We start from the raw sequence: 20,019 nt of genomic DNA, 5'->3' as shown, positions 1-20,019 counted from the left end.
ACGCCAGGAAAGCCGCATTCCTCGCACTACCGCAGCGCGTGCCGCCCCTCATCGTCGCGGCGGGCGCGGCCCTGGCGCGCGAGGTACTCCAGCAACGGGACGGCGACGCGGCGCGTGGTGCCCAGCGCCTGGCGCGCCTCGGACAGCGTGAACGGCGAGGGCAGGTCCGCGAGCCTCGCCACCGCGGCGTCGGGCGCGTCGGGCGCCAGGTAGATCCCGTCGCCGACCCTGAGCAGCGCCCCCGCCTTCACCGCCGCCCCGAGCTCGCGGGTGCGCAGGCCCAGCTCGGCGAGCCGGTGCGCCTCGGGCGCCCCGAACGGATCGGCGGCGAGGTCCGAGCGGACCGTCGCCACCGCCGACCGCACGGCGTCGGGCAGCCCGCCGGCCTCGCGCGGCCGGATGCGCCCGCCGGCCGCCACGAGCGAGGACGCCCCGGGCTCGGCGAGCACCAGGTCGAGCAGCCGGGGTTCGGGCAGGTCGAGGGCCTGCGCGGCGGCCTTGGCGGGCAGGCCGGCGTCGAGCGGTTGCTCCTCGGTGTGCCGGGCGACGGCCGCCACGAGCCGATCGGCCAGCGACGGCAACCAGCCGGGGTCCACCACCCACCCCGCCACCCCCGGCACGCCGTCGGGGATCGACGCCCCCAGCGCCACCAGGTCGTCGCGGCGCATGAGCCGCCGGCGCGCCAGCTCCGCGACCGCGTCCGGCGCGCCGTCGGCGGCCGCCAGCTCCCCGGCCCGGGCCTTCGCCGCCCCCCGCCGGCGCAGCGCGGGCGGGCGCACGTCGAGCACCGTCACCCCACCCAGCACGCGGTGCGCCCCGGGGTCGCGCAGCAGCGCGTGGTCGCCGGGCCGCAGCGGCAGCGGCTCGCGCAGGGTCAGCCGCACCGTCCTCGTCTCGTCGGAGTCGGGCGCGTCCGACCGGGACAACGGCCGCACCCGCGCCGCCACCGCCGCCGAGCCGACGTGCAGCATCACCTGCCGCGGGAGGTCGACGGGCTCCCCGCGCCCCCGCGGTGGGCCAACGCGGACGTCGATGACGTCGCCCCGCAACCACCGCCCCGGCGTCGTCAGCGCGTCGCCGCGCCCGACCTCGTCGAGCCCGACCCCGCGCAGGTTCAGCGCCACCCGTGCCACCGCCCGCACCGGGTCGACGCTCTCGCCCAGCGCCTGCAGGCCCCGCACCGAGACGGTCCGCGACCCCAGCGCCAGCTCGTCGCCCACCCGGATCGTCCCGGCCCCGAGGGTCCCGGTGACGACGGTCCCCGCGCCCCGCACGGTGAACGCGCGGTCCACCCACAGCCGCACGTCGGCGTCGACGTCCGGCGCGGGCAGGCCACCGACCAGCGCGGACAACGCCGAGCGCAGGTCGTCGAGCCCGGAGCCCGTCGCCCCCGACACGCACACCGCCGGCAACCGCCCCAGCGACGACTCCCCGAGGTGCTCCAGCGCCTCGTCCCGCGCCAGCTCTGGATCCGCCAGGTCGCTGCGGGTGACGACGAGCAGCCCGTCGCGCACCCCGAGCGCGTCCAGGGCATCGAGGTGCTCGGTCGACTGCGGCATCCACCCCGAGTCGGCGGCGACGACGAACATGGTGGCCGGCACCGGCCCGACGCCCGCGAGCATCTGCGTGACGAACCGCTCGTGCCCGGGCACGTCGACGAACGCCACCGGCTCGTCGGCCCCGGGCAGCGTCGTCCACGCGAAGCCGAGGTCGATCGTCATGCCCCGCCGCCGCTCCTCGGCCCAGCGGTCGGGCTCCATCCCGGTCAGCGCGCGGACCAGCGTCGACTTGCCGTGGTCGACGTGCCCGGCGGTGGCGACCACCCTCACGGCAGCACCGCGCGCACCGCCGCGACCAAGCGCGCGTCCTCCGACGGCGGCACCGAGCGCAGGTCGAGCACGCACCGGCCCTGCTCGACCCGGGCGACGACCGGGTCGCGGCCCGCGCGCAGCAGCGCAGCGACGGACGACGGCAGCGCCACCCCGGCGCTCGGCAGCTCGACCCCCGGCGCACCGCCCCCGCCGACCTGGGCGAGGCAGTCGAGCGCGGAGGCCGGCGGTCCGATGGCCGCCGCCAGCGACGCCGCCCGCTCACGCAGCGACGACAGGTCGGTCTCCAGCATCGCGCGCACCGGCGGCACCGGCCCGCGCAGCGTCGCCTCGAGCGCGGCCAGGGTCAGCTTGTCGACGCGCAGCGCCCGCGCCAGCGGATGGCGCCGCAAGCGGTGCACGAGGTCGGCGTCGCCGAGCAGCAGGCCCGCCTGCGGACCGCCGAGCAGCTTGTCACCCGACGCCGTCACCAGGTCCGCACCCGCGCGCAGCTCGGTCGCCGCGTCCGGCTCGTCGGGCAGCAGCGGGTGCGGCGCGAGCAGCCCGGACCCGATGTCGGAGACCACCGGCACGCCCAGCCCGGTCAGCTCCGAGACCGGCACCGACGACGTGAACCCCGTGACCACGAAGTTCGACGGGTGGACCTTGAGGATCATCCCGATGTCCGGGCCGACCGCGTCGGCGTAGTCGGCGCGGTGCACGCGGTTGGTGGTGCCGACCTCGCGCAGCCGTGCCCCGGTCGACTCGAGCAGGTCGGGCAGCCGGAACCCGTCACCGATCTCGACCATCTCGCCGCGCGCGATGACGATCTCCCGGCCGGCGGCGAGCGCCGTCGCCGCCAGGATCAGCGCGGCCGCACCGTTGTTCGTGACGTGCACGCCGCCCGCGTCCGGCACGGCCGCGGCCAGGGCCGCGAGAGCGCCCGCCCCCCGACGACCCCGGCCCCCGGAAACGAGGTCCAGCTCGACGTCGGTCGTGCCCGCGGCGGACACGAGCGCGTCCTGCGCCGCCGCCGACAGCGGCGCCCGCCCCAGGTTGGTGTGCAGCAGCACCCCGGTGGCGTTGACGACCGGCCGCATGCTCGCCGCCGTCGGGGGGAGCGTCGCGACGGCCTCGTCGGCGACCGCCTCCGGCGCGATCTCCCCGGCCCGCGCCCGCTCCTGCGCGGCCACGACGATCTCCTTGACGCGCGCCCGCCCCAGCGTCGCGAGCGCCGGCTCCAGGCGTGCGTCCGCGAGCACCGTGTCCGTGCGCGGCACCCGCCGACGGTGATCGTCGTTCACCGGCTCATTGTGCGCTCACAGCCCCACCGCCAGCGCCCCCACCGCCGTCAGCACCCCCACGCCGACGACCACGCCGGTGACCGCCACCAGCAGCCGCCGCGGGAACGCGTTGCGCACCATGAGCAGCGACGGCAGGCTCAGCGCGGGCAACGTGATCAGCAGCGCCGCGGCGAGCGGACCGGGCACGCCGACCGCCAGCAGCGCGGCGACCACGGCCACCTCCGCGCCGGTCGGGATCGGCAGCAGGGTGCCGGCCACGGCGAGCAGCACGACGCCGACGACGGCGAGCGCGATCCCCGTTCCCGAGAGCCACGACGCGCCGACCGGGAACAGCACGCCCCGGAACGCGCCGAGGGCGACGACGAGCAGCAGGTACTCGGGGAGCAGACGGATCGCCAGCCCGCCGAGCGCGGCCAGGAACCGCACGACCAGCGGGCGCTCGTCGACGGGCTCGTCGTCCGGGACGACGTCCACGACCGGCGTGCGCTCGGCCCACCACCGCCCCAGCGCCACGGCCCCGACCACGACCGCGACACCGGCGACGGCGCGCAACACCGTCCACTCCCACGGCAGCACGAACGCGCAGAAGACGAGGACGACGGGGTTGAGCGCGGGGTTGCCGAGCCAGTAGGCGAGCGTCGCGGTCAGGTCGGCGGCCCGGCGGCGCAGGCCGACCGCGAGCGGTGCCGCGCAGCACGAGCACATCATCGACGGCAGGGCGAGCGCACTCCCGCGCACACCGCCGCCGAGGCCCCGGCCGAAGAGCCGCGCGAGCCACGCCCGGGGCAGCGCCGTCTGCACCGCCGCGGCGAGCACGAGCCCGACGACGAGCGCCGGCCAGATCGCGAGGAAGTAGGTCCCGGCGAACCGCAGGCCCGCGGAGAGCGAGACCCCGGACTCCCCACCGGCGAGGATCGACGGGCCCAGCGAGTGCGAGCCGGCGACCGACGGCACCTTCACCCAGTACGGCGCCCACTTCGCCCACACCAGGCCGCCGAGCACCAGTACCGCGAACCCCAGGGCCACCGCCCACCGCGGTGGCTCGGTCCGTCGCGTCCCGATGTGCGTGTCCGCCACGGCCCGGATCGTCACACGACAGGGGCCGAGCCGCTCATCCGTACGTGAGCACTTCCCGGTGCCGGAGGCCCGGAAAGTGCTCACAGGGGTCAGGCGAAAGCGCGGTCCGGCGGCGTCGTCGAGGTCTGCGTGCTGGCCTGGCGCCGCGCGATGCGCTCGCGCTGCGGCACGACGATGTGGGCCGGGTCGTTCGCCGACGCGATGCCGGCGTCGAACACCCCGAAGCGGGTCAGCGCGGAGCCCGCCATGAGGGCGAGCCCTGACAGTGCCGCGGACCAGCGGCGACGCCGACCGACCAGCGCGCCGAGGGCCCCGGCCACGAGACAGGTCTTCGACGCCGTCATCAGCGTCCTCGCCCGGCCCTTCTCGTAGACGTCGGCGAGCAGGCCGAGGTCGTGCTCCATCTTCTTCTCGATCGCGAGCTCGGTGCACGCCCCCGCGATCGCGAGCCGCTGGGCCGGCTCGTTGTCGCGCACCGAGGCGAACACCAGGCCGAACCCGCCGCCGGCCACGGCGGCACTTGAGCCGAACAGCACCGGCAGGTGGCGGTGCGCCTCGTGCCAGGTCGGCACCGCGGTGTTGGAGAACAGCACCGCGGTGTAGGTCGCGAGCGCGGGCCCGAGGGCGGCGGCCGCGACGCCGGTGACGTCGCCGGTGCGCCGGAACCAGCCGGTGACCTCGGTCGCGGCCGTGGCCGCGGCGAACGTCGCGAACGGCGAGAGGATCCAGGTGCCCACCGAGAGCGGCGAGGTCGGCTTGAACACCCGCAGCATGTGGAGGAAGCGCCGCGGGCGGTGCAGGTCGTGCACCAGGAACACGGTGCCGCCCAGCGCGCCGGCGGCCGCCCCGATCCGCCCGGCCCGGCGCAGCGTCGGCCGCCCGGTGACGCCGGCCATCGCGGCGAGCACCGACGACGACCCCGCCAGCCCGCCGAGGAACAGGTACAGCGGGACGTCCGGGTTCTTCCACACCGGCGCCTTGATGATCGGCCGGCCGTAGTACGAGCGGAACTCGGCCTCCGGGACCTGGAGCTGCTCGCCGCGCTTGCCGCCCCCGCGCCGCGGCTTCACCGCGTCGTGGTCGATGCGCGCGCGCTCGGGCATCTCGGCCGGGTTGGCGTCGCTCACTTGCCTCGACCTCCGGTGAAGAACGCGGCCACGACCGCCGCGCCGAGGCCCACCGCGGTCAGCGCCGCGTTGCGCCACATCTCGGGCAGGTCGCGGGTGGTGACGATCGGGTCCGGCGGCAGGCCGTAGACCTCGGGCTCGTCGAGCAGCAGGAAGAACGCCCCGTCGCCGCCGACGCCGTCGTCCGGGTCGCGACCGTAGAGCCGCGCCTCCTCGACGCCGCGCCCGTGCAGCTCGGCCAGCCGCGCGTCGGCCGTGGCCTGCAGCTCGTCGAGGTCGCCGAACTGGATCGAGTTCGTCGGGCACGCCTTCGCGCACGCCGGCTCGAGGCCCTCGCCGAGCCGGTCGTAGCACAGCGTGCACTTGTGGGCGCCGCCGTCGGACTCGCGCACGTCGATGACGCCGTACGGGCACGACGGCACGCAGTAGCCGCACCCGTTGCAGATGTCGTCCTGCACGACGACCGTGCCGTACTCGGTGCGGAAGAGCGCCCCGGTCGGGCAGACGTCGAGGCAGCCCGCGTGCGTGCAGTGCTTGCAGACGTCGGACGACATCAGCCAGCGGACGTCGCGCTCGTCGTCCGGGGTCTGCTGGCCGTGGGCGCCGCCGTCGGGCAGCAGGGCCAGCAGGTCGACCGTGCCCCCGTCGGGCGGGGCGGTCGCGGCGTCACGGGGCGGGGCACCGCCCAGCGCCGGCAGCCCCGACGGCAGGTGTCCCGTCGTCGCCGTCCCGTGGGGGCGGACGTCCTCGATGAACGCGACGTGCCGCCAGGTCGAGGCGCCGAGGTCCCCGGTGTTGTCGTACGACATGCCGGTGAGCCGGTAGAGGTCGGAGGCGTCGGTGCCGTCGTCGGGGACGAGGTTCCACTCCTTGCACGCCACCTCGCAGGCCTTGCAGCCGATGCACACCGAGGTGTCGGTGAAGAAGCCGACGCGCTTGGGGTGGTCGCCCGACCAGCCGGCGTCGGTCGTCGGGTCGGGCAGCGGCCCGGACAGCGAGGTGGCGGCGCCCGAGAAGGCGTCGAACAGATTCGTCACTACGTGATGCCTCCCGGCTCCACCCCGGCCTTGCGGCGGTACGACTCCACGAACTCCAGCAACGCGGGGCCGCGGGGGCGCCGTCCGGGCTGGATGTCGCAGGTCGCCACCTTCGACTCCTGGATGTGGACGTTGGGGTCCATGACGACGCCGAGCAGGTCGTTCGCCGGGTCGCCGACGGACAGTCCGTTGGACCCCCAGTGGTAGGGCAGCCCGATCTGGTGCACCACCTGGTCCCCGATCCGCAGCGGCTTCATCCGCTCCGTGACGAGCACGCGGGCCTCGATGGCCGTGCGTGCCGAGATCAGGGTGGCCCACCCCAGGTGCTCGAGGTTGCGCTCCTGCGCGAGCGCGGGGGAGACCTCGCAGAAGAACTCCGGCTGGAGCTCCGAGAGGTAGCCGAGGAAGCGGCTCATGCCGCCCGCGGTGTGGTGCTCGGTGAGCCGGTAGGTCAGGAACGTGTACGGATAGACCTCGCTCATCGCGGGGTTGATCCGGTTCCACGCCCGGTCGATCCGCTCGAGCGCCGGGTTGTCCTGCTGCTCGTGCAGCAGGTTCGCCACCGGCGACTCCACCGGCTCGTAGTGCGTCGGCATCGGCCCGTCCGCGAGGCCGGCGGGCGCGTACAGCCACGCCTTGCCGTCGGTCTGCATGATGAAGGCGTCGGTGCCGGCCAGCGCGTCCTGCCGGGTCGCGCCCTCCTCGGGCACGTAGGTCGGCGGCTTGGTCGCCTCGAAGTCCGGGATGTCGTGCCCGGTCCACTTCCCCTGCTCGGCGTCCCACCAGACGTAGGCCTTGCGCTCGCTCCACGGACGGCCCGCCGCGTCGGCGGAGGCGCGGTTGTAGAGCGTGCGGCGGTTCGCTGGCCACGCCCAGCCCCACTCGGCGGCGACCCAGTCCTGCTCGCTGCCGGGCCGGCGGCGGTCGGCCTGGTTGACGCCGTCCTGGTACACGCCGGTGTAGATCCAGCAGCCCGCCGTCGTCGACCCGTCGGCCTCGAGCTGCGTGTAGCTCGAGAGGTGGTTCCCGTCGGCGTCGTAGCCGTTGATCTCGGCGAGCACCGACTCCGGGTCCGGCTCCTCGTGCACGCCGAACGTCGGGTAGTCCCAGGTCAGGTCGAGGATCGGGCGGTCGCGGTCCTCGGTCGACCCCGCCAGCTTCTCCCGGATCCGCTTGCCCAGGTGGAAGTAGAAGTGCAGCTCGGAGCGTGCGTCGCCGGGCGGGTGCACCGCCTCCCGGCGCCACTGGAGCAGCCGCTGGGTGTTGGTGAACGTGCCGGCCTTCTCGGTGTGGTTCGCGCAGGGGAGGAAGAAGACCTCGGTGCCGATGTCCTCGGTGCGCAGCTCCCCGGTCTCGATCTCGGGCCCGTCCTTCCAGAACGTGGCCGTCTCGATCATCTGCATGTCCCGGACCACGAGCCAGTCGAGGTTCGCCAGGCCGAGGCGCTGCATCTTGCCGTTCGCGTGCCCGACCGCCGGGTTCTCGCCGACGACGAAGTAGCCGAAGGTCTTCCGGTCGATCTGGTCGCGCACGATCCCGTAGGTGCCGTGGTCGCCGGTGAGGCGCGGCATGTAGTCGAACGCGAAGTCGTTCTCGGCGGTCGCCGCGTCGCCCCACCACGCCTTGAGCAGGCTCACCATGTAGGCGTCCATGTTGCCCCAGAAGCCGGTCTTGGCCGCGTCGGCGTCGAGGAAGCTCTGCAGGCTGTCGTGCAGGTGCGCGTTCGGCATCGGGATGTAACCGGGCAGCAGGTCGTAGAGCGTCGGGACGTCGGTCGACCCCTGGATCGACGCGTGCCCGCGCAGCGCCAGGATGCCGCCGCCGGGACGCCCCATGTTGCCCAGCAGCGTCTGCAGGATCGCCGCCCCGCGGATGTACTGCGCGCCGACGCTGTGGTGCGTCCAGCCCACCGAGTACACCCACGCCGTCGTGCGGTCGCGCCGCGAGTTCTCGGTGATGGCGCGGGCGACGGCGAGGAACTCGTCGACGCCCATGCCGCACACCTGCGAGACGGCCTCGGGCGTGTAGCGGGCGTAGTGGCGCTTGAGCACCTGGTAGACGCAGCGCGGGTGCTGCAGGGTCTCGTCGCGCTGCGGGGACGCCGTGGCGTGGGCCGCGTCGCCGGCCCCGCCGGCGGTGTCCGAGGCCATCGCGGCGTGGTGCTCACGCTGCTCGGACTGCTGCTCGGACTGCTGCTCCGACTGCTCCTCGGACTGCTCCCGGAGCTCGGGCTCCCAGTGGTCTCGCATCCCCGCAGCCGGCGCCTCGTACTCGACGCCCTCGAGCTGCCAGCTGATCGGGTCGTAGCGCCCCGTCTCGGCGTTGTAGCCCGAGAAGATGCCGGCCATGTCCTCGGTGTCGACGAAGTCCTCGCCGACGATGTCCGCGGCGTTCGTGAACGTCGTGACGTACTCGCGGAAGTCCTTGCCCTCGGTGAGCACGTAGTTGATCAGCCCGCCGAGGAACGCGATGTCGGTGCCCGCGCGGAACGGCACGTGCAGGTCGGCGACCGCCGACGTGCGCGTGAACCGCGGGTCGACGTGGATGACCGTGGCGCCGCGGGCCTTCGCCTCCATCACCCACTGGAAGCCCACGGGGTGGGCCTCCGCCATGTTGGAGCCCTCGATGACGATGCAGTCCGAGTGCTGCAGGTCCTGCTGGAAGTTCGAGGCCCCTCCGCGGCCGAAGCTGGTCCCCAGACCGGGGACGGTGGCGCTGTGTCAAATGCGCGCCTGGTTCTCCACCTGGATCGCGCCGAGCGCCATGAACAGCTTCTTGATGAGGTAGTTCTCCTCGTTGTCCAGCGTCGCGCCGCCGAGGCTCGAGAACCCCAGCGTGCGCCGCAGGACGCGGCCCTCGTCGTCGGTGTCCTGCCACCCGCGCCGGCGGGCGTCGATCACGCGGTCGGCGATCATGTCGAGGGCCGTGTCGAGGTCGAGGTCCTCCCACTCGGTGCCGTACGGGCGCCGGTAGCGCACCGTCGTCACCCGCGACGGCGAGGTGACGAGCGACGTCGACGCCGAGCCCTTCGGGCACAGGCGCCCACGCGAGACGGGGGAGTCGGGGTCGCCCTCGATCTGGGTGACGCGCCCGTCGCGCACGTAGACGTTCTGGCCGCAGCCGACGGCGCAGTACGGGCACACCGACTTGACGACCTCGTCGGCCTCCGCGGTGCGGGGACCGAGGGCCTGCGTGCGCGGGCTCTGCACGGCGGCACCGCGTCCGAGCGGGTCCGGGCCGGTGGCCTGGCGGAACATCGGCCACTCACCCAGCCAGGTGCGCACACCCATGCAGGCTCTCCTCGCGACGTGGTGGTCCTCGTCCTCGGGCACGGCGTCTGGACCCGGCAGGCGTGGCAGTGCTGTGGCGGAGGCGGACGGGAATCGAACCCGCCTGGCCGAGATACCCGGCCACTACGGTGTTGAAGACCGCGGGGGCCACCAGGCACCCTGACGCCTCCGCCGAGCAGCCTAGGTGGGCCTCCGGGGGCACGCAGGGTGGGGCCGCCGAGGTTCAGGGCGTCACCCGCCCGGGGAACAGAGCCGCTCATGTGGACGGCGAGCGACACCCGGCTGGTCGTGACGGCGGCGGCCGTCGTGGTGCTGGTGATCGTGCTGATCACCTCGCGGCTGCGGTTGCACGCGTTCCCGGCGCTGATGGTCGGGTCGCTGCTGCTCGGCCTCGCCGCGGGCCTGGGCCCCGAGAAGACCGTCGAGTCGTTCACCGACGGCGTCGGCGGCACGCTCGGTGACGTCGGCATCGTCCTCGGCCTCGGCACGATGCTCGGCAAGCTGCTCGCCGACTCCGGCGGTGCCGACCTGCTCGCGAGGACGATCCTCGAGCGGTCCGGGCCCCGCGCGCTGCCGTGGGCGGTGGCGGGGCTCGCGATGGTGCTCGGCATCCCGCTGTTCTTCGAGATCGGCGTCGTGCTCGTGCTGCCCGTCGTGTTCGTCGTCGCGGTGCGGTTGCTCCCGCCCGGGTCCGACGGGCGTGACGAGCAGGGCCGCTCGGCGATCCTGCGCGTCGGGATCCCCGCGCTGGCCGGGCTGTCGGTCCTGCACGCGTTCGTGCCGCCGCACCCCGGCCCGCTCGTCGCCGTCGACGCCCTGGGCGCCGACCTCGGGCTGACGCTGCTCGTCGGCCTGGTCCTCGCGATCCCGACCGTCGCCGTCGCCGGCCCCTTCTTCGCGAACTACGCCTCGCGCTGGGCCACGGCCTCCCCGCCGCCCGGGCTGGTCAGTACCCCCGCCCTTGCCGCCGATTCCGAGCGAAGGGCACCTTCGCTCGAAACAGCCGCCGAGGGGGACCCCTCGCCGGAACCGGGGTCCGGCGAGGCGATCCGGCGAGGGGCGCCCTCCGCCAGCTCTACCGAGCGAGGGGACCCTTCGGTCGGAACGGCACGCAGCCCCGGCCTCGCCGCCACGCTCATCACCATCCTGCTGCCCGTCGCCCTGATGCTCCTGCGGACCGTCGCCGACGTCGTGCTGCCCGACGGCGGGCCCAAGAGCGTCGCCGAGTTCGTCGGCGAGCCCGTGGTGGCACTGCTGCTCGCCCTGCTCCTGGCCCTGTGGACCTTCGGGTTCCGCCGCGGGCTCTCGGGCTCCGGGGTGTCCTCGCTCGCCGCGGCCGGCCTCGTCCCCGCCGCCTCGATCCTGCTGATCATCGGCGCCGGCGGCGGGTTCAAGCAGGTGCTCATCGACTCCGGCATCGGCGACGCGCTGGCCAAGGCGGCCTCGGGCCTCGGCATCCCGGTGCTCCTGCTCGCCTGGTTCGTCGCCGTCGTCATCCGGCTCGCGACCGGGTCGGCGACCGTCGCCACGGTGACCGCCGCCGGCATCGTCACCCCGATCCTCGCCGTCGACCCGACGGTGAACCCGGTCCTCGTGGTGCTCGCCATCGGCGCCGGCTCGGTGTTCTTCTCGCACGTCAACGACGCCGGGTTCTGGCTGGTCCGCGAGTACTTCGGCATGTCGGTGCGCGACACGTTCCGCACCTGGTCGGTGATGGAGACGATCGTCTCGGTGGTCGGGCTGATCATGGTGCTGCTCGCGAGCCTGGTCCTGTGACCAGCGCGGATCTCGTCCTCGGCGTCGACATCGGCACCACCGCCACCAAGGCCGTCGCGTTCTCCGTCGACGGCGTCGACCACGGCCACGGCGAGGCGCCCCACCACCTCGACGAGCCCGAGCCCGGCGCCGCCGTGCAGGACCCGGAGGCCCTCGACGAGGCCGTCGGCGACGCGATCCGCGACGCCGTCGCCGGCCTCGACCCCGGCCGCGTCGCGGCGGTGTCGTTCAGCTCGGCGATGCACGGGCTGCTCGCGCTCGACGCGGCCGGCGACCCGATCTCCCCGCTCGTCACCTGGGCCGACAGCCGCGCGGAGGGCGCCGCGCGCGAGCTGCGGGCCCGCGACGGTGCCCTCGCCCTGCACCGGCGCACCGGCACGCCGATCCACCCCATGAGCCCGCTGGTGAAGCTCGCGTGGCTCCGCCGCGCGCGCCCGAGCCTGCACGCCGCCGCGCACACGTGGGGCGGGATGAAGGAGCTCGTGCTGCTCCGTGCCACCGGCGCGCGCGTCACCGACACCTCGTGCGCCTCGGCCACCGGCCTGCTCGACGTCGCCACCGGCGCCTGGGACCCCGAGGCCCTCGAGATCGCCGGCGTCACCCCCGACGCGCTGGGCACGCCCGTCGCCCCGAACGCTGTGGTCGGGCGGCTGCGCGGGACCGGTTGGGGCCTGCCCGCCGGCGTCCCCGTCGTCGCGGGCGGGGGCGACGGGCCGTTGGCGAACCTCGGCGTCGGCGCCGTCCGGCCCGGCGTCGCCGCCTGCTCGATCGGCACCAGCGGCGCCCTGCGCGTCACCGTGGAACGGCCCGCCGTCGACCCGCGGGGCCGCGTGTTCTGCTACGACCTGGCCGACGGGCGCTGGGTGGTCGGCGGGGCGATCACCAACGGCGGCCTCGTCCTCGACTGGGCGCACGAGACGCTCGGCCGCGACGTCGACGACCTGCTCACCGCGGCCGCCGAGGTCCCGGCCGGCGCCGACGGCCTGCTCGCCCTGCCCCACCTGCTGCCCGAGCGCGCCCCGCACTGGGATCTCGGCGGCGCCGGCGCGCTCGTCGGCCTGCACCGCCGGCACACCGCGGGCCACGTCGCGCGCGCCCTGCTCGAGGGCGTGTGCCTCCAGCTGCGCCTCGTGCTCGACGCGATGCGGGAGGCCGACCTCGCCGTGCACGAGGTGCGCGCCACCGGCGGCTTCGCCCGCAGCCCGCTGTGGCGCCGCATGCTCACCGACGCCCTCGACCTGCCCGTCGGCTTCCCGACCGTCGACCAGGGCTCGGCGTTCGGGGCCGCGCTGCTGGGGATGCAGGGCGTCGGTCTGCTGCCGCCGGGACCCGACGCGCTGGTCGCCGCCGCCGAGCGGATCCCCCTCGGCGAGACCCTGCGCCCGGGCGACGACGCCCCCGGCTACGCCGCGCGCCTGCCCCTGTTCGAGCGGGCACACGACGTGCTGGCGGAGCTGGATCAGTCGGCCGCCGGGTCCGCGGCGTCCGCCACCGCCTCCAGCTCCACCAGCGCGTCCTCGAGGTAGCCGAGCAGGTGCTGCAGGTGCGGCACCGCCCGGCGGTCGCCCGTCACGCCGATCTCCATGTCGTCGGCGTACGACATCACCGTGATGTTGAGGGCCTGCCCGTCGAGCGGCACCGAGATCGGGTAGATCCCGTCGAGCTTGGCGCCCTCCCAGTACAGGGGGTCCTTCGGGCCGGGCACGTTCGAGATGATCAGGTTGAAGCCCTGGTTGATCGCCGACGTCCCGGGCACCAGGCCCAGGCCGATCGGGGCGGCGACGACGGCCGAGAGCGCGGCGATCGTCATCGGGTCGCGGCCCTGGAGGTTCTCCTTGGCCGCGAGCCCCGACTGCCGGATCTTCCGCAGGCGCTCGGCCGGGTCGGGCTCGTCGGTCGCGAGGTTCACGAGGATCGCGCCGAGGGCGTTGCCGGACCCCGAGTCCTCGAGGGCGACGGGCAGCGCGGCCACCAGCGGCTTCTCGGGCAGCCCGTCGTGCGCCTCCAGGTAGTGCCGCAGCGCGCCGGCGCTCATCGCGAGCATGACGTCGTTGACGGTGGTGCCGGTGCGCTCGCGCACCCGCTGGATCCGCTTGAGCGGCCACGACTGCGCCGCGAAGCGCCGGGCCCCGGTGATCGGGACGTTGAGCATGGTGGGCGGCGCCTCGAACGGCAGCGCCAGATCGTGCTCGACGAGGCCACGGTAGAGCGACGACACCAGCGCGGGGCCGACGTTGAGGCCCTGGCCGACGGTCTCCGCGAGCGTGCCCGCCGTGCGCAGCGCGCCGCCGACGTACTCGCGCGCGGCACCGAGCGTCCCGGTCGGGGCGGGCGCCTTCTCGCCGACGGGGCGGCTGCTGCGGCCCGGGCGCGGGTCGACGGCCCAGAAGGGCGCCATGTCGCGCTCCTCGGGGTCGGTGCTCAGGGCCTTCTCGAGGTGCCGCATCGCGCGGACCCCGTCCATCATCGCGTGGTGGATCTTGCTGTAGACCGCGAAGCGGTCGCCCTCCACGCCCTCGATGAGGTGGAACTCCCACAACGGACGGTGCCGGTCGAGCAGGCTGCCGTGCAGCCGGGACACGAGCTCGAGCAGCTCACGGATGCGCCCCGGCCGCGGGAGCGCGGACAGGCGCACGTGGTACTCGATGTCGACGTCGTCGTCGGTCGTCCAGGCCCACTGGCCGAGCGTCGACAGCCCCCGGGTGGCCCGCCGGCGGAACAGCGGCGCGATGTCGACGTCACCGGAGACGAGCTGCCGGTGCAGGTCGGCGAGGTAGTCGGGCCCCGCGCCCTCGGGCCGGTCGAAGAGCATCAGCGACCCGACGTGGGTCGGCCGCTCCCGCGACTCGGCGAGCAGGAACATCGCGTCCCGGAACGACATGGTCGCCAACTCGGTCCCCTCCCGACCCCTGGCACGCTCCGCCGAACGTGTCCGTCGTCAGTGTGACCTACTCGTCGGTCACTGTCGCGCGTGCCGCCGCAACGCCGCCGCCAGCGAGGCCAGGTCACCGACCTCCTCGCCGCCGCTGCGCCGCACCGCCGCCCCGATCATGAGGTTGTAGCGCAGCCCCTCCTCGCCGCCCTGGCGCAGGTCGCCGCGGTAGGCGATCACCGGCTTGCCGTGCGCCGCGGCCCAGGCGACCTCGACGACCGTCCCACTTACTCGGGGGGCTCCTGGTCGAGGCAGGCGACGACGAGGTCGGCCTCGTGCTCGATGGTGTCGAGGTGACGGGCGCCGAGCGCGAGCCACGTCTCGGGGCCGGAGCCCTCCGGCTGGACCTTCCACGGGTCGAGGACCTCGACGTGCTCCTCGATCAACGGCAGCAGCGTCGTGTCGTACCAGGTCTTCGTCGACTCCGCGAAGCCGTACGGGCTGGCGACGTAGGCCTTCACCGCTCCTCCTCGCGGCGGGCGCGCTTGCCGCGGGCGATCTCGGTGCCGAGCGCGTCGAGCCGCTGCTCCCAGAAGTGCCGGAAGGGCGCGAGCCACCCGTCCACCTCGCGCAGCCCACCCGCGTCGACGGAGTAGAGCCGTCGCGTGCCCTCCGCGCGCACCGACGCCAGCCCGTTCTCGCGCAGGACCCGCAGGTGCTGCGACACCCCGGGCTGCGAGATGCCGAACTCCTCGCGGATGTGCTCGACGACGGCGCCCGACGCCAGCTCACCGTCGGCCAGGAGCTCGAGGATCCGCCGGCGGACGGGGTCGCCGAGCACGTCCATCGCGTGCACGTCGCCGACCATATCAGCGACGGCTGATAGAAGACCCCTCCGCGAAGCACCGGGCGATGCCCAGGGTCGTCGACCACCCGGCCCGGGTCAGCACTCCCCGACGAGCCCCGCCGCGATGTCCCGCGCCCGGCGGAGGCGGTGCACGTCGCCCTCCAGCCCGCCGCGCACCATCGCCCCCTCGAGCAGCAGCGACAGGTGCTCGGCGACGACGTCGGCGTCGTCGCGCGGGGCGAGGGCGTCGCGCAGCATCTGCTCGACCTCGGCCTTCTGCGCCGCGACGAGCGCCCGGCCGGGGTCACCGTCCGAGAGCTCGCCCGCGGCGTTGAGCAGTCCACAGCCACGGAAGTCGGCCGCACCTTCCGCGTGCTCGACGTACGCGTCGAGGACGGCGAGCGCCCGGGCCCCCGGGGCCATGTCGTCCCGCAGGCGTCGGCGGTACAGCTCGCGGAACTCCTCCTGGCGGCTCTCCAGGTACGCCGCCACGAGCTCGGCCTTCGACCGGAAGTTGTTGTACAGGCTCATCTTGGCGACGCCCGCGTCCGCGGTGATCACGTCGATGCCCGTGCCCGTCACACCCTGCGCGTAGAAGCGCGCCGATGCCGCCGCCAGCAGCTTGGCCCGGGCCGATCCTCGTGCGCTCATGCTGGGTAGACTAGTCTACCTAACATGAGCTTCCTCGACCGGAACGTCCTCGTCGACGGTGTCCGCCTCGCCTACCGCGACCGGGGCGACGGCGACCCCGTGGTGTTCGTGCACGGCACGCCGTCGTGGTCCTACGAGTGGCGCCACGTCGTGCCCCACGTCGAGGCGGCCGGTCACCGGGTCATCACCTACGACCTGCTCGGCTACGGCGACTCGGAGCGCCCGCTCGACCGCGACACCTCGGTCGGGGCCCAGACCGACCTGCTGCTCGCGCTGCTCGACGAGCTGGGCGTCGAGAACCCGAGCCTCGTCACCCACGACATCGGCGGCGCGATCGGCCAGCGGGTCGCCGTCCTGCACCCCGGCAGGGCCCGACGCCTCATGCTGATCGACACCGTCAGCTACGACTCGTGGCCCTCGGAGACGTGGCAGGAGATCATCCGCACCCGCCTCGAGAGCTACGCGAGCATGCCGGCGGACGAGTTCGAGGCGATGCTGACCCGCCAGCTGACGATGACCGTCGCCGACGAGGCCGTCATGACCGGTGACGACCTGCGCGCCTTCCTCGCCCCGCACCGCACGGCGCTGGGGCGGACGTCGTTCTTCGAGCACCAGGTCCGCCACTACGACTCGACCGACACCGAGGAGCTGACCGACCGGCTGGGGGAGATCGACATCCCGGTGCGGATCGTCTGGGGGCGAGGCGACCGCTGGCAGCCCGTGTCCTACGCCGAGAAGCTCGCCGCCGACATCCCCGGCGCGTCGCTCGTCGTGGTCGACGACGCCGGGCACTTCCTCATGGAGGACGACCCCGAGCGCGTCACGCGCGAGGTGCTGGACTTCCTCGCGGGGCCCTGACGGTTGCCGTTCCGGCAAGAATCCTCGCCGCGCGGCCGCCGCCGGGACACGGTGTGCGCATGACCGACACCGGTGACGTCTTCACCCACGACCAGGAGGCCGAACTCTGCCGACGGCTGCTCGGCGAGCGCGCCCACGGGCTCGACACGCTGATCGGGAGGGTGCGGTGACCGACGACTTCGGCCGCGCGGGCTGGGAGCGGCGCTGGACGCAGGTGCTCGAGGCCGACGCGCCCGCCGCGGACCGGCGGGTGCCGAACCCGTCCCTGCTCGCCGAGGCCGCGCACCTCCCGGCGGGGGTCGCGCTCGACGCGGGCGCGGGCCACGGCTCCGAGGCGCTCTGGCTCGCCGCGCGGGGGTGGCGGGTCACGGCGGTCGACTTCTCCGCGACCGCGCTCGCGCACGCCCGGACCCGCGCGGAACGCGCGGGCGTCGACGTCGCCGGGCGCATCGACTGGGTCGAGGGCGACCTCGGCGACTGGACCCCGCCCCCGGCCGCCTTCGACCTGGTCACGTGCCTCTACGTCCACGTCGCCGGGTCGGTGACGGCGATGGTGCGGCGGCTCGCGGGCGGGGTCGCTCCGGGCGGGAGGCTCCTGCTGGTCGGGCGCCCGGGCGCCGTGGGGCAGACGCAGCTCACGGTGGACGACGCGCTGGAGGCGCTCGACGAGGAATGGGAGATCCTCGTGGCCGAGGACCGCGGCGCGGACGCGGTGGTCCGGGCACGCCGCCGGCTCTGACCCCGCCCCGGTGCTCCGGCGACGGCGCCGGAGCCGGACGCCTGGTGGTCGGTCACGTCTGCGGCGTCCGCCGTCATCCGGGCCCGCGGCAAGGTGCCCCCGGCAGGACTCGAACCTGCAACCGTCGGATTAGAAGGCCGATGCGCTATCCGTTGCGCTACGGGGGCCCGGCGCGCAGCGTAGCCCGACCGGACGCCGACCCCACGAGCGCGACCTACCCTGGTCTCGTGGCCACGACGACCCCACCGCCCGCCGAGGCGCCGGAGACCGCCTCGACCGAGCGGCCCACCACGACCGGAGGCCTGTTCGCCTCCCAGGTCGGCCCGCTGCTCGCGGTGGCCGCGGTCGTGGCGCTGGCCCTGAGCACGTTGTCGGGGGCGGCGGCCTTCGCCCGGCTCGGCCTGCCCGACCCCGGACCGGTCACCGTCTACGCCCTGCCCGTCGTGCGCGCCCTGAGCCAGACGGCCGCCGCGGCGACCATCGGCTTCCTGCTGCTCGCCGCCTTCTTCACCCCGCCGGCGGCCACCGGCTGGCTCTCCGCCGACGGCTACCGGGCGGTCCGCGTGGCGTCGTGGTCGGCGGCGACGTGGTCCGTGGCGGCGCTGCTGATGATCCCGCTCAGCGCGGCCGACGCCTACGGCCGACCGGTGTCGCAGATGCTCGACCTGCGGGTCCTCACGGTCGCGGTGCCCGGCATCGAGACCACCACCTCCTGGGCGCTCACCGCCCTGCTCGCGCTGGTGACGCTCACCGTGACCCGCGTCGTCCTGGGGTGGGGCGCGGCGGTCGTCGGTTTCGCGGTCGCCCTCGCCGGGCTGCTCCCGCTCGCCCTCACGGGCCACTCGGCCGGCGGCAGCGACCACGACGTCGCCACCAACAGCCTCCTGCTGCACGTGATCGCGGCGGCCCTGTGGATCGGCGGGCTCGTCGCGCTCGTCACCCACCTCGTCGCCGGGGGCCGTCACCCGGCGGTCGCCGCACGCCGGTTCTCGGCGGTCGCCCTCGTCTGCTGGGTGGTCCTGGCGGTGTCCGGTCTGGTCAACGCGCTGGTGCGGATCACCCCGGCCGACCTCGTGACGAGCACGTACGGCGTCCTCGTGCTCGCCAAGGTCGCCGCGCTCGCGGCGCTCGGGGGATTCGGGGCCTGGCACCGCCGACGCACCCTGCCCGCCCTCGCGGCAGGGGACCGGGGCGCGATCGTGCGCTTCGCCGGGCTCGAGGTCCTCCTCATGGGCGCGACGATGGGCATCGCGGTGGCGCTCGGCCGCACGCCGCCACCGGCGGCGCCCGAGCCGCAGCCGTCGCGGATCGAGGCCCTCGTCGGGTACGCGATCGACCGACCCCTCACCGCGCCGGGCCTGCTCACCGAGCCGCGCTTCGACCTGCTGTTCGGCACCCTGGCGCTCGTCCTCGACGGGCTCTACCTCGCCGGGGTACGGCGATTGCGGGCGCGGGGCGACGCCTGGCCCGTGGGCCGCACCCTGTCCTGGCTGGGCGGCTGCCTCGTCCTGCTCGTCGCGACCTCGTCGGGCATCGGGCGCTACGCCCCGGTGATGTTCAGCGTGCACATGGGCCAGCACATGATGCTGAACATGCTGGTGCCGATCCTGCTGGTGCTCGGCGGGCCGGTGACGCTCCTGCTGCGCGCCCTGCCCCCGGCGGGCGCCGGCGCCCCGCCCGGACCGCGCGAGTGGGTGCTCGCCGCCGTGCACTCGCCGGTGGCGCGGGTGCTCACCCACCCGCTCGTGGCCCTGGCCCTGTTCGTCGGCAGCTTCTACGTCCTGTACTTCTCGGGCCTGTTCGACCTCGCGCTCCAGTCCCACTGGGCCCACATCGCGATGAACATCCACTTCTTGCTCGTCGGCCTGCTCTTCTTCTGGCCGATCGTCGGGATCGACCCGAGCCCGCGGCAGCTGCCGCCGATCGGCCGGCTGGGCCTGCTGTTCGTCGCGATCCCGCTGCACGCCTTCTTCGGGATCGCGGTGATGACCTCGGCCACGGTGATCGGCTCGAGCTTCTACCAGCAGCTCGAGATGCCCTGGATCGACCGCCTCGCCGACCAGACCGCCGGCGGTGGCCTCGCGTGGGCCACGGGCGAGGTCCCGATGCTCGTCGTGCTCATCGCCCTGCTCGTCCAGTGGTCGCGCGCCGACGAGCGCACGGCACGTCGGGAGGACCGGCGCGCCGACCGCGACGGCGACCAGGAGCTCGAGGCCTACAACGCGATGCTCCGTTCCCTCGCCACGACGGGGCGGCGGGCGCCGGCTCCCGACGCCGACGTCGCCCGTCCCGACGGCGATCCCGTCCCCGAACCTGACCCCGACGCGGACGCTGACCTGGGGGAACGCCGGACCTGACCCCGGCTGCCCTGGGCACTCCGGGGCATCGCGTACAGTGGTGAAGCACCCGGGGAACGGACGCCGAACAGCGGCCGGCCGGGAGCCGACCGAGGCCGGTTGCCTCGGGTACAGTCGAAGACGGCGATCGCTCCGAGGCCTTTCGGGGCCGAGCAGATCGCCCCCGCCCGACAGCGGGACGGACCGACCGGGACCCCCGGAATCGGACCGGAGAACGAGTCGGGTACAGTGGTGGTCACCGCGAGGAACTCGGCCGAATCGGCTGCGGCGAGGCGC

16 protein-coding genes and 2 tRNA genes are annotated in these 20,019 nt (G+C 74.6%); 5 read left to right on the top strand and 13 right to left on the bottom strand.

The window, feature by feature from the left end; genetic code table 11:
• Window positions 1-26: 26 nt before the first annotated feature.
• From selB to WCD41_RS30440, 7 genes are all read right to left on the bottom strand, one after another.
• Window positions 27-1,829 carry a selenocysteine-specific translation elongation factor gene (selB, locus tag WCD41_RS30470; protein ID WP_337719017.1) on the bottom strand — a complete coding sequence of 601 codons (1,803 nt, stop codon included), beginning with the start codon at window positions 1,827-1,829 and terminating at the stop codon, window positions 27-29.
• A complete protein-coding gene (gene selA / locus WCD41_RS30465; RefSeq protein ID WP_337719016.1) occupies window positions 1,826-3,088 on the bottom strand; it encodes an L-seryl-tRNA(Sec) selenium transferase in 1,263 nt (420 codons plus the stop codon). The genes selB and selA overlap by 4 nt, the downstream gene beginning before the upstream one ends.
• Before the next feature lie 39 nt (window positions 3,089-3,127).
• Window positions 3,128-4,189, bottom strand: coding sequence for a permease (locus WCD41_RS30460; protein WP_337719015.1), 1,062 nt, complete (start codon window positions 4,187-4,189; stop codon window positions 3,128-3,130).
• 89 nt (window positions 4,190-4,278) lie between these two features.
• Window positions 4,279-5,292 carry an NrfD/PsrC family molybdoenzyme membrane anchor subunit gene (nrfD, locus tag WCD41_RS30455; RefSeq protein ID WP_444876312.1) on the bottom strand — a complete coding sequence of 338 codons (1,014 nt, stop codon included), beginning with the start codon at window positions 5,290-5,292 and terminating at the stop codon, window positions 4,279-4,281.
• Between the two features lie 20 nt (window positions 5,293-5,312).
• Window positions 5,313-6,353 (bottom strand): 4Fe-4S dicluster domain-containing protein, encoded by a 1,041-nt coding sequence (locus WCD41_RS30450; protein WP_337719013.1) that lies wholly within the window; start codon window positions 6,351-6,353, stop codon window positions 5,313-5,315.
• On the bottom strand, window positions 6,353-9,643 hold the full coding sequence (gene fdh / locus WCD41_RS30445; protein ID WP_337719012.1) for a formate dehydrogenase: 3,291 nt from the start codon (window positions 9,641-9,643) through the stop codon (window positions 6,353-6,355). Before fdh ends, WCD41_RS30450 begins: the two co-directional genes overlap by 1 nt.
• Window positions 9,644-9,717: 74 nt before the next feature.
• Window positions 9,718-9,813 (bottom strand) — tRNA-Sec (locus tag WCD41_RS30440).
• Window positions 9,814-9,901: 88 nt separating this feature from the next.
• Here WCD41_RS30440 and WCD41_RS30435 point away from each other — a divergent pair.
• Together WCD41_RS30435 and WCD41_RS30430 are read left to right on the top strand one after the other, a co-directional pair.
• A complete protein-coding gene (locus WCD41_RS30435; RefSeq protein WP_337719011.1) occupies window positions 9,902-11,419 on the top strand; it encodes a GntT/GntP/DsdX family permease in 1,518 nt (505 codons plus the stop codon).
• Window positions 11,416-12,945 carry a gluconokinase gene (locus WCD41_RS30430; protein WP_337719010.1) on the top strand — a complete coding sequence of 510 codons (1,530 nt, stop codon included), beginning with the start codon at window positions 11,416-11,418 and terminating at the stop codon, window positions 12,943-12,945. Before WCD41_RS30435 ends, WCD41_RS30430 begins: the two co-directional genes overlap by 4 nt.
• Here the strand turns inward: WCD41_RS30430 and WCD41_RS30425 are convergent.
• The 5 genes from WCD41_RS30425 to WCD41_RS30405 form a co-directional block, all read right to left on the bottom strand.
• Window positions 12,879-14,300: a WS/DGAT/MGAT family O-acyltransferase gene (locus WCD41_RS30425; protein WP_337719009.1), complete on the bottom strand. Its 1,422-nt coding sequence runs from the start codon at window positions 14,298-14,300 to the stop codon at window positions 12,879-12,881. The two genes, WCD41_RS30430 and WCD41_RS30425, sit on opposite strands and share 67 nt — an antisense overlap.
• Before the next feature lie 78 nt (window positions 14,301-14,378).
• Window positions 14,379-14,531, bottom strand: a complete 153-nt coding sequence (locus WCD41_RS30420; protein WP_337719008.1) for a hypothetical protein — start codon at window positions 14,529-14,531, stop codon at window positions 14,379-14,381.
• 47 nt (window positions 14,532-14,578) lie between these two features.
• Entirely contained in the window at window positions 14,579-14,812 is a 234-nt protein-coding gene (locus WCD41_RS30415) for a hypothetical protein (protein WP_337719007.1), read from the bottom strand.
• Entirely contained in the window at window positions 14,809-15,147 is a 339-nt protein-coding gene (locus tag WCD41_RS30410; protein ID WP_337719006.1) for an ArsR/SmtB family transcription factor, read from the bottom strand. Before WCD41_RS30410 ends, WCD41_RS30415 begins: the two co-directional genes overlap by 4 nt.
• An 87-nt stretch (window positions 15,148-15,234) precedes the next feature.
• A complete protein-coding gene (locus tag WCD41_RS30405) occupies window positions 15,235-15,789 on the bottom strand; it encodes a TetR/AcrR family transcriptional regulator (protein WP_337719005.1) in 555 nt (184 codons plus the stop codon).
• A 24-nt stretch (window positions 15,790-15,813) separates the two neighbouring features.
• On the opposite strand from WCD41_RS30405, the gene WCD41_RS30400 reads away from it, so the two are divergent.
• Both WCD41_RS30400 and WCD41_RS30395 read left to right on the top strand, forming a co-directional pair.
• Entirely contained in the window at window positions 15,814-16,647 is an 834-nt protein-coding gene (locus WCD41_RS30400; RefSeq protein ID WP_337719004.1) for an alpha/beta fold hydrolase, read from the top strand.
• A 166-nt stretch (window positions 16,648-16,813) separates the two neighbouring features.
• Window positions 16,814-17,386, top strand: a complete 573-nt coding sequence (locus WCD41_RS30395; protein WP_337719003.1) for a class I SAM-dependent methyltransferase — start codon at window positions 16,814-16,816, stop codon at window positions 17,384-17,386.
• Between the two features lie 94 nt (window positions 17,387-17,480).
• Here WCD41_RS30395 and WCD41_RS30390 read toward each other — a convergent pair.
• Window positions 17,481-17,553 (bottom strand) — tRNA-Arg (locus WCD41_RS30390).
• A gap of 60 nt (window positions 17,554-17,613) precedes the next feature.
• Between WCD41_RS30390 and WCD41_RS30385 the strand changes: the two genes are divergently transcribed.
• Window positions 17,614-19,743, top strand: a complete 2,130-nt coding sequence (locus WCD41_RS30385) for a bifunctional copper resistance protein CopD/cytochrome c oxidase assembly protein (RefSeq protein ID WP_337719002.1) — start codon at window positions 17,614-17,616, stop codon at window positions 19,741-19,743.
• The last annotated feature ends 276 nt before the right edge of the window (window positions 19,744-20,019 follow it).

It is taken from the genome of Actinomycetospora aeridis (assembly GCF_037400275.1).
In the GTDB taxonomy this organism is placed as follows: Bacteria; Actinomycetota; Actinomycetes; order Mycobacteriales; family Pseudonocardiaceae; genus Actinomycetospora; species Actinomycetospora aeridis.
Note: the sequence above shows the minus strand (reverse complement) of the source record. Positions and strands in the feature narration are given on the sequence as shown.

Excerpts from the sequence above, each read along its gene's own strand:
- nrfD (WP_444876312.1), bottom strand. The coding sequence starts at position 5,292 with ATGCCCGAGCGCGCGCGCATCGACCACGACGCGGTGAAGCCGCGGCGC.
- WCD41_RS30400 (WP_337719004.1), top strand. The coding sequence starts at position 15,814 with ATGAGCTTCCTCGACCGGAACGTCCTCGTCGACGGTGTCCGCCTCGCC.
- WCD41_RS30405 (WP_337719005.1), bottom strand. The coding sequence starts at position 15,789 with ATGAGCGCACGAGGATCGGCCCGGGCCAAGCTGCTGGCGGCGGCATCG.
- WCD41_RS30425 (WP_337719009.1), bottom strand. The coding sequence starts at position 14,300 with ATGTCGTTCCGGGACGCGATGTTCCTGCTCGCCGAGTCGCGGGAGCGG.
- WCD41_RS30435 (WP_337719011.1), top strand. The coding sequence starts at position 9,902 with ATGTGGACGGCGAGCGACACCCGGCTGGTCGTGACGGCGGCGGCCGTC.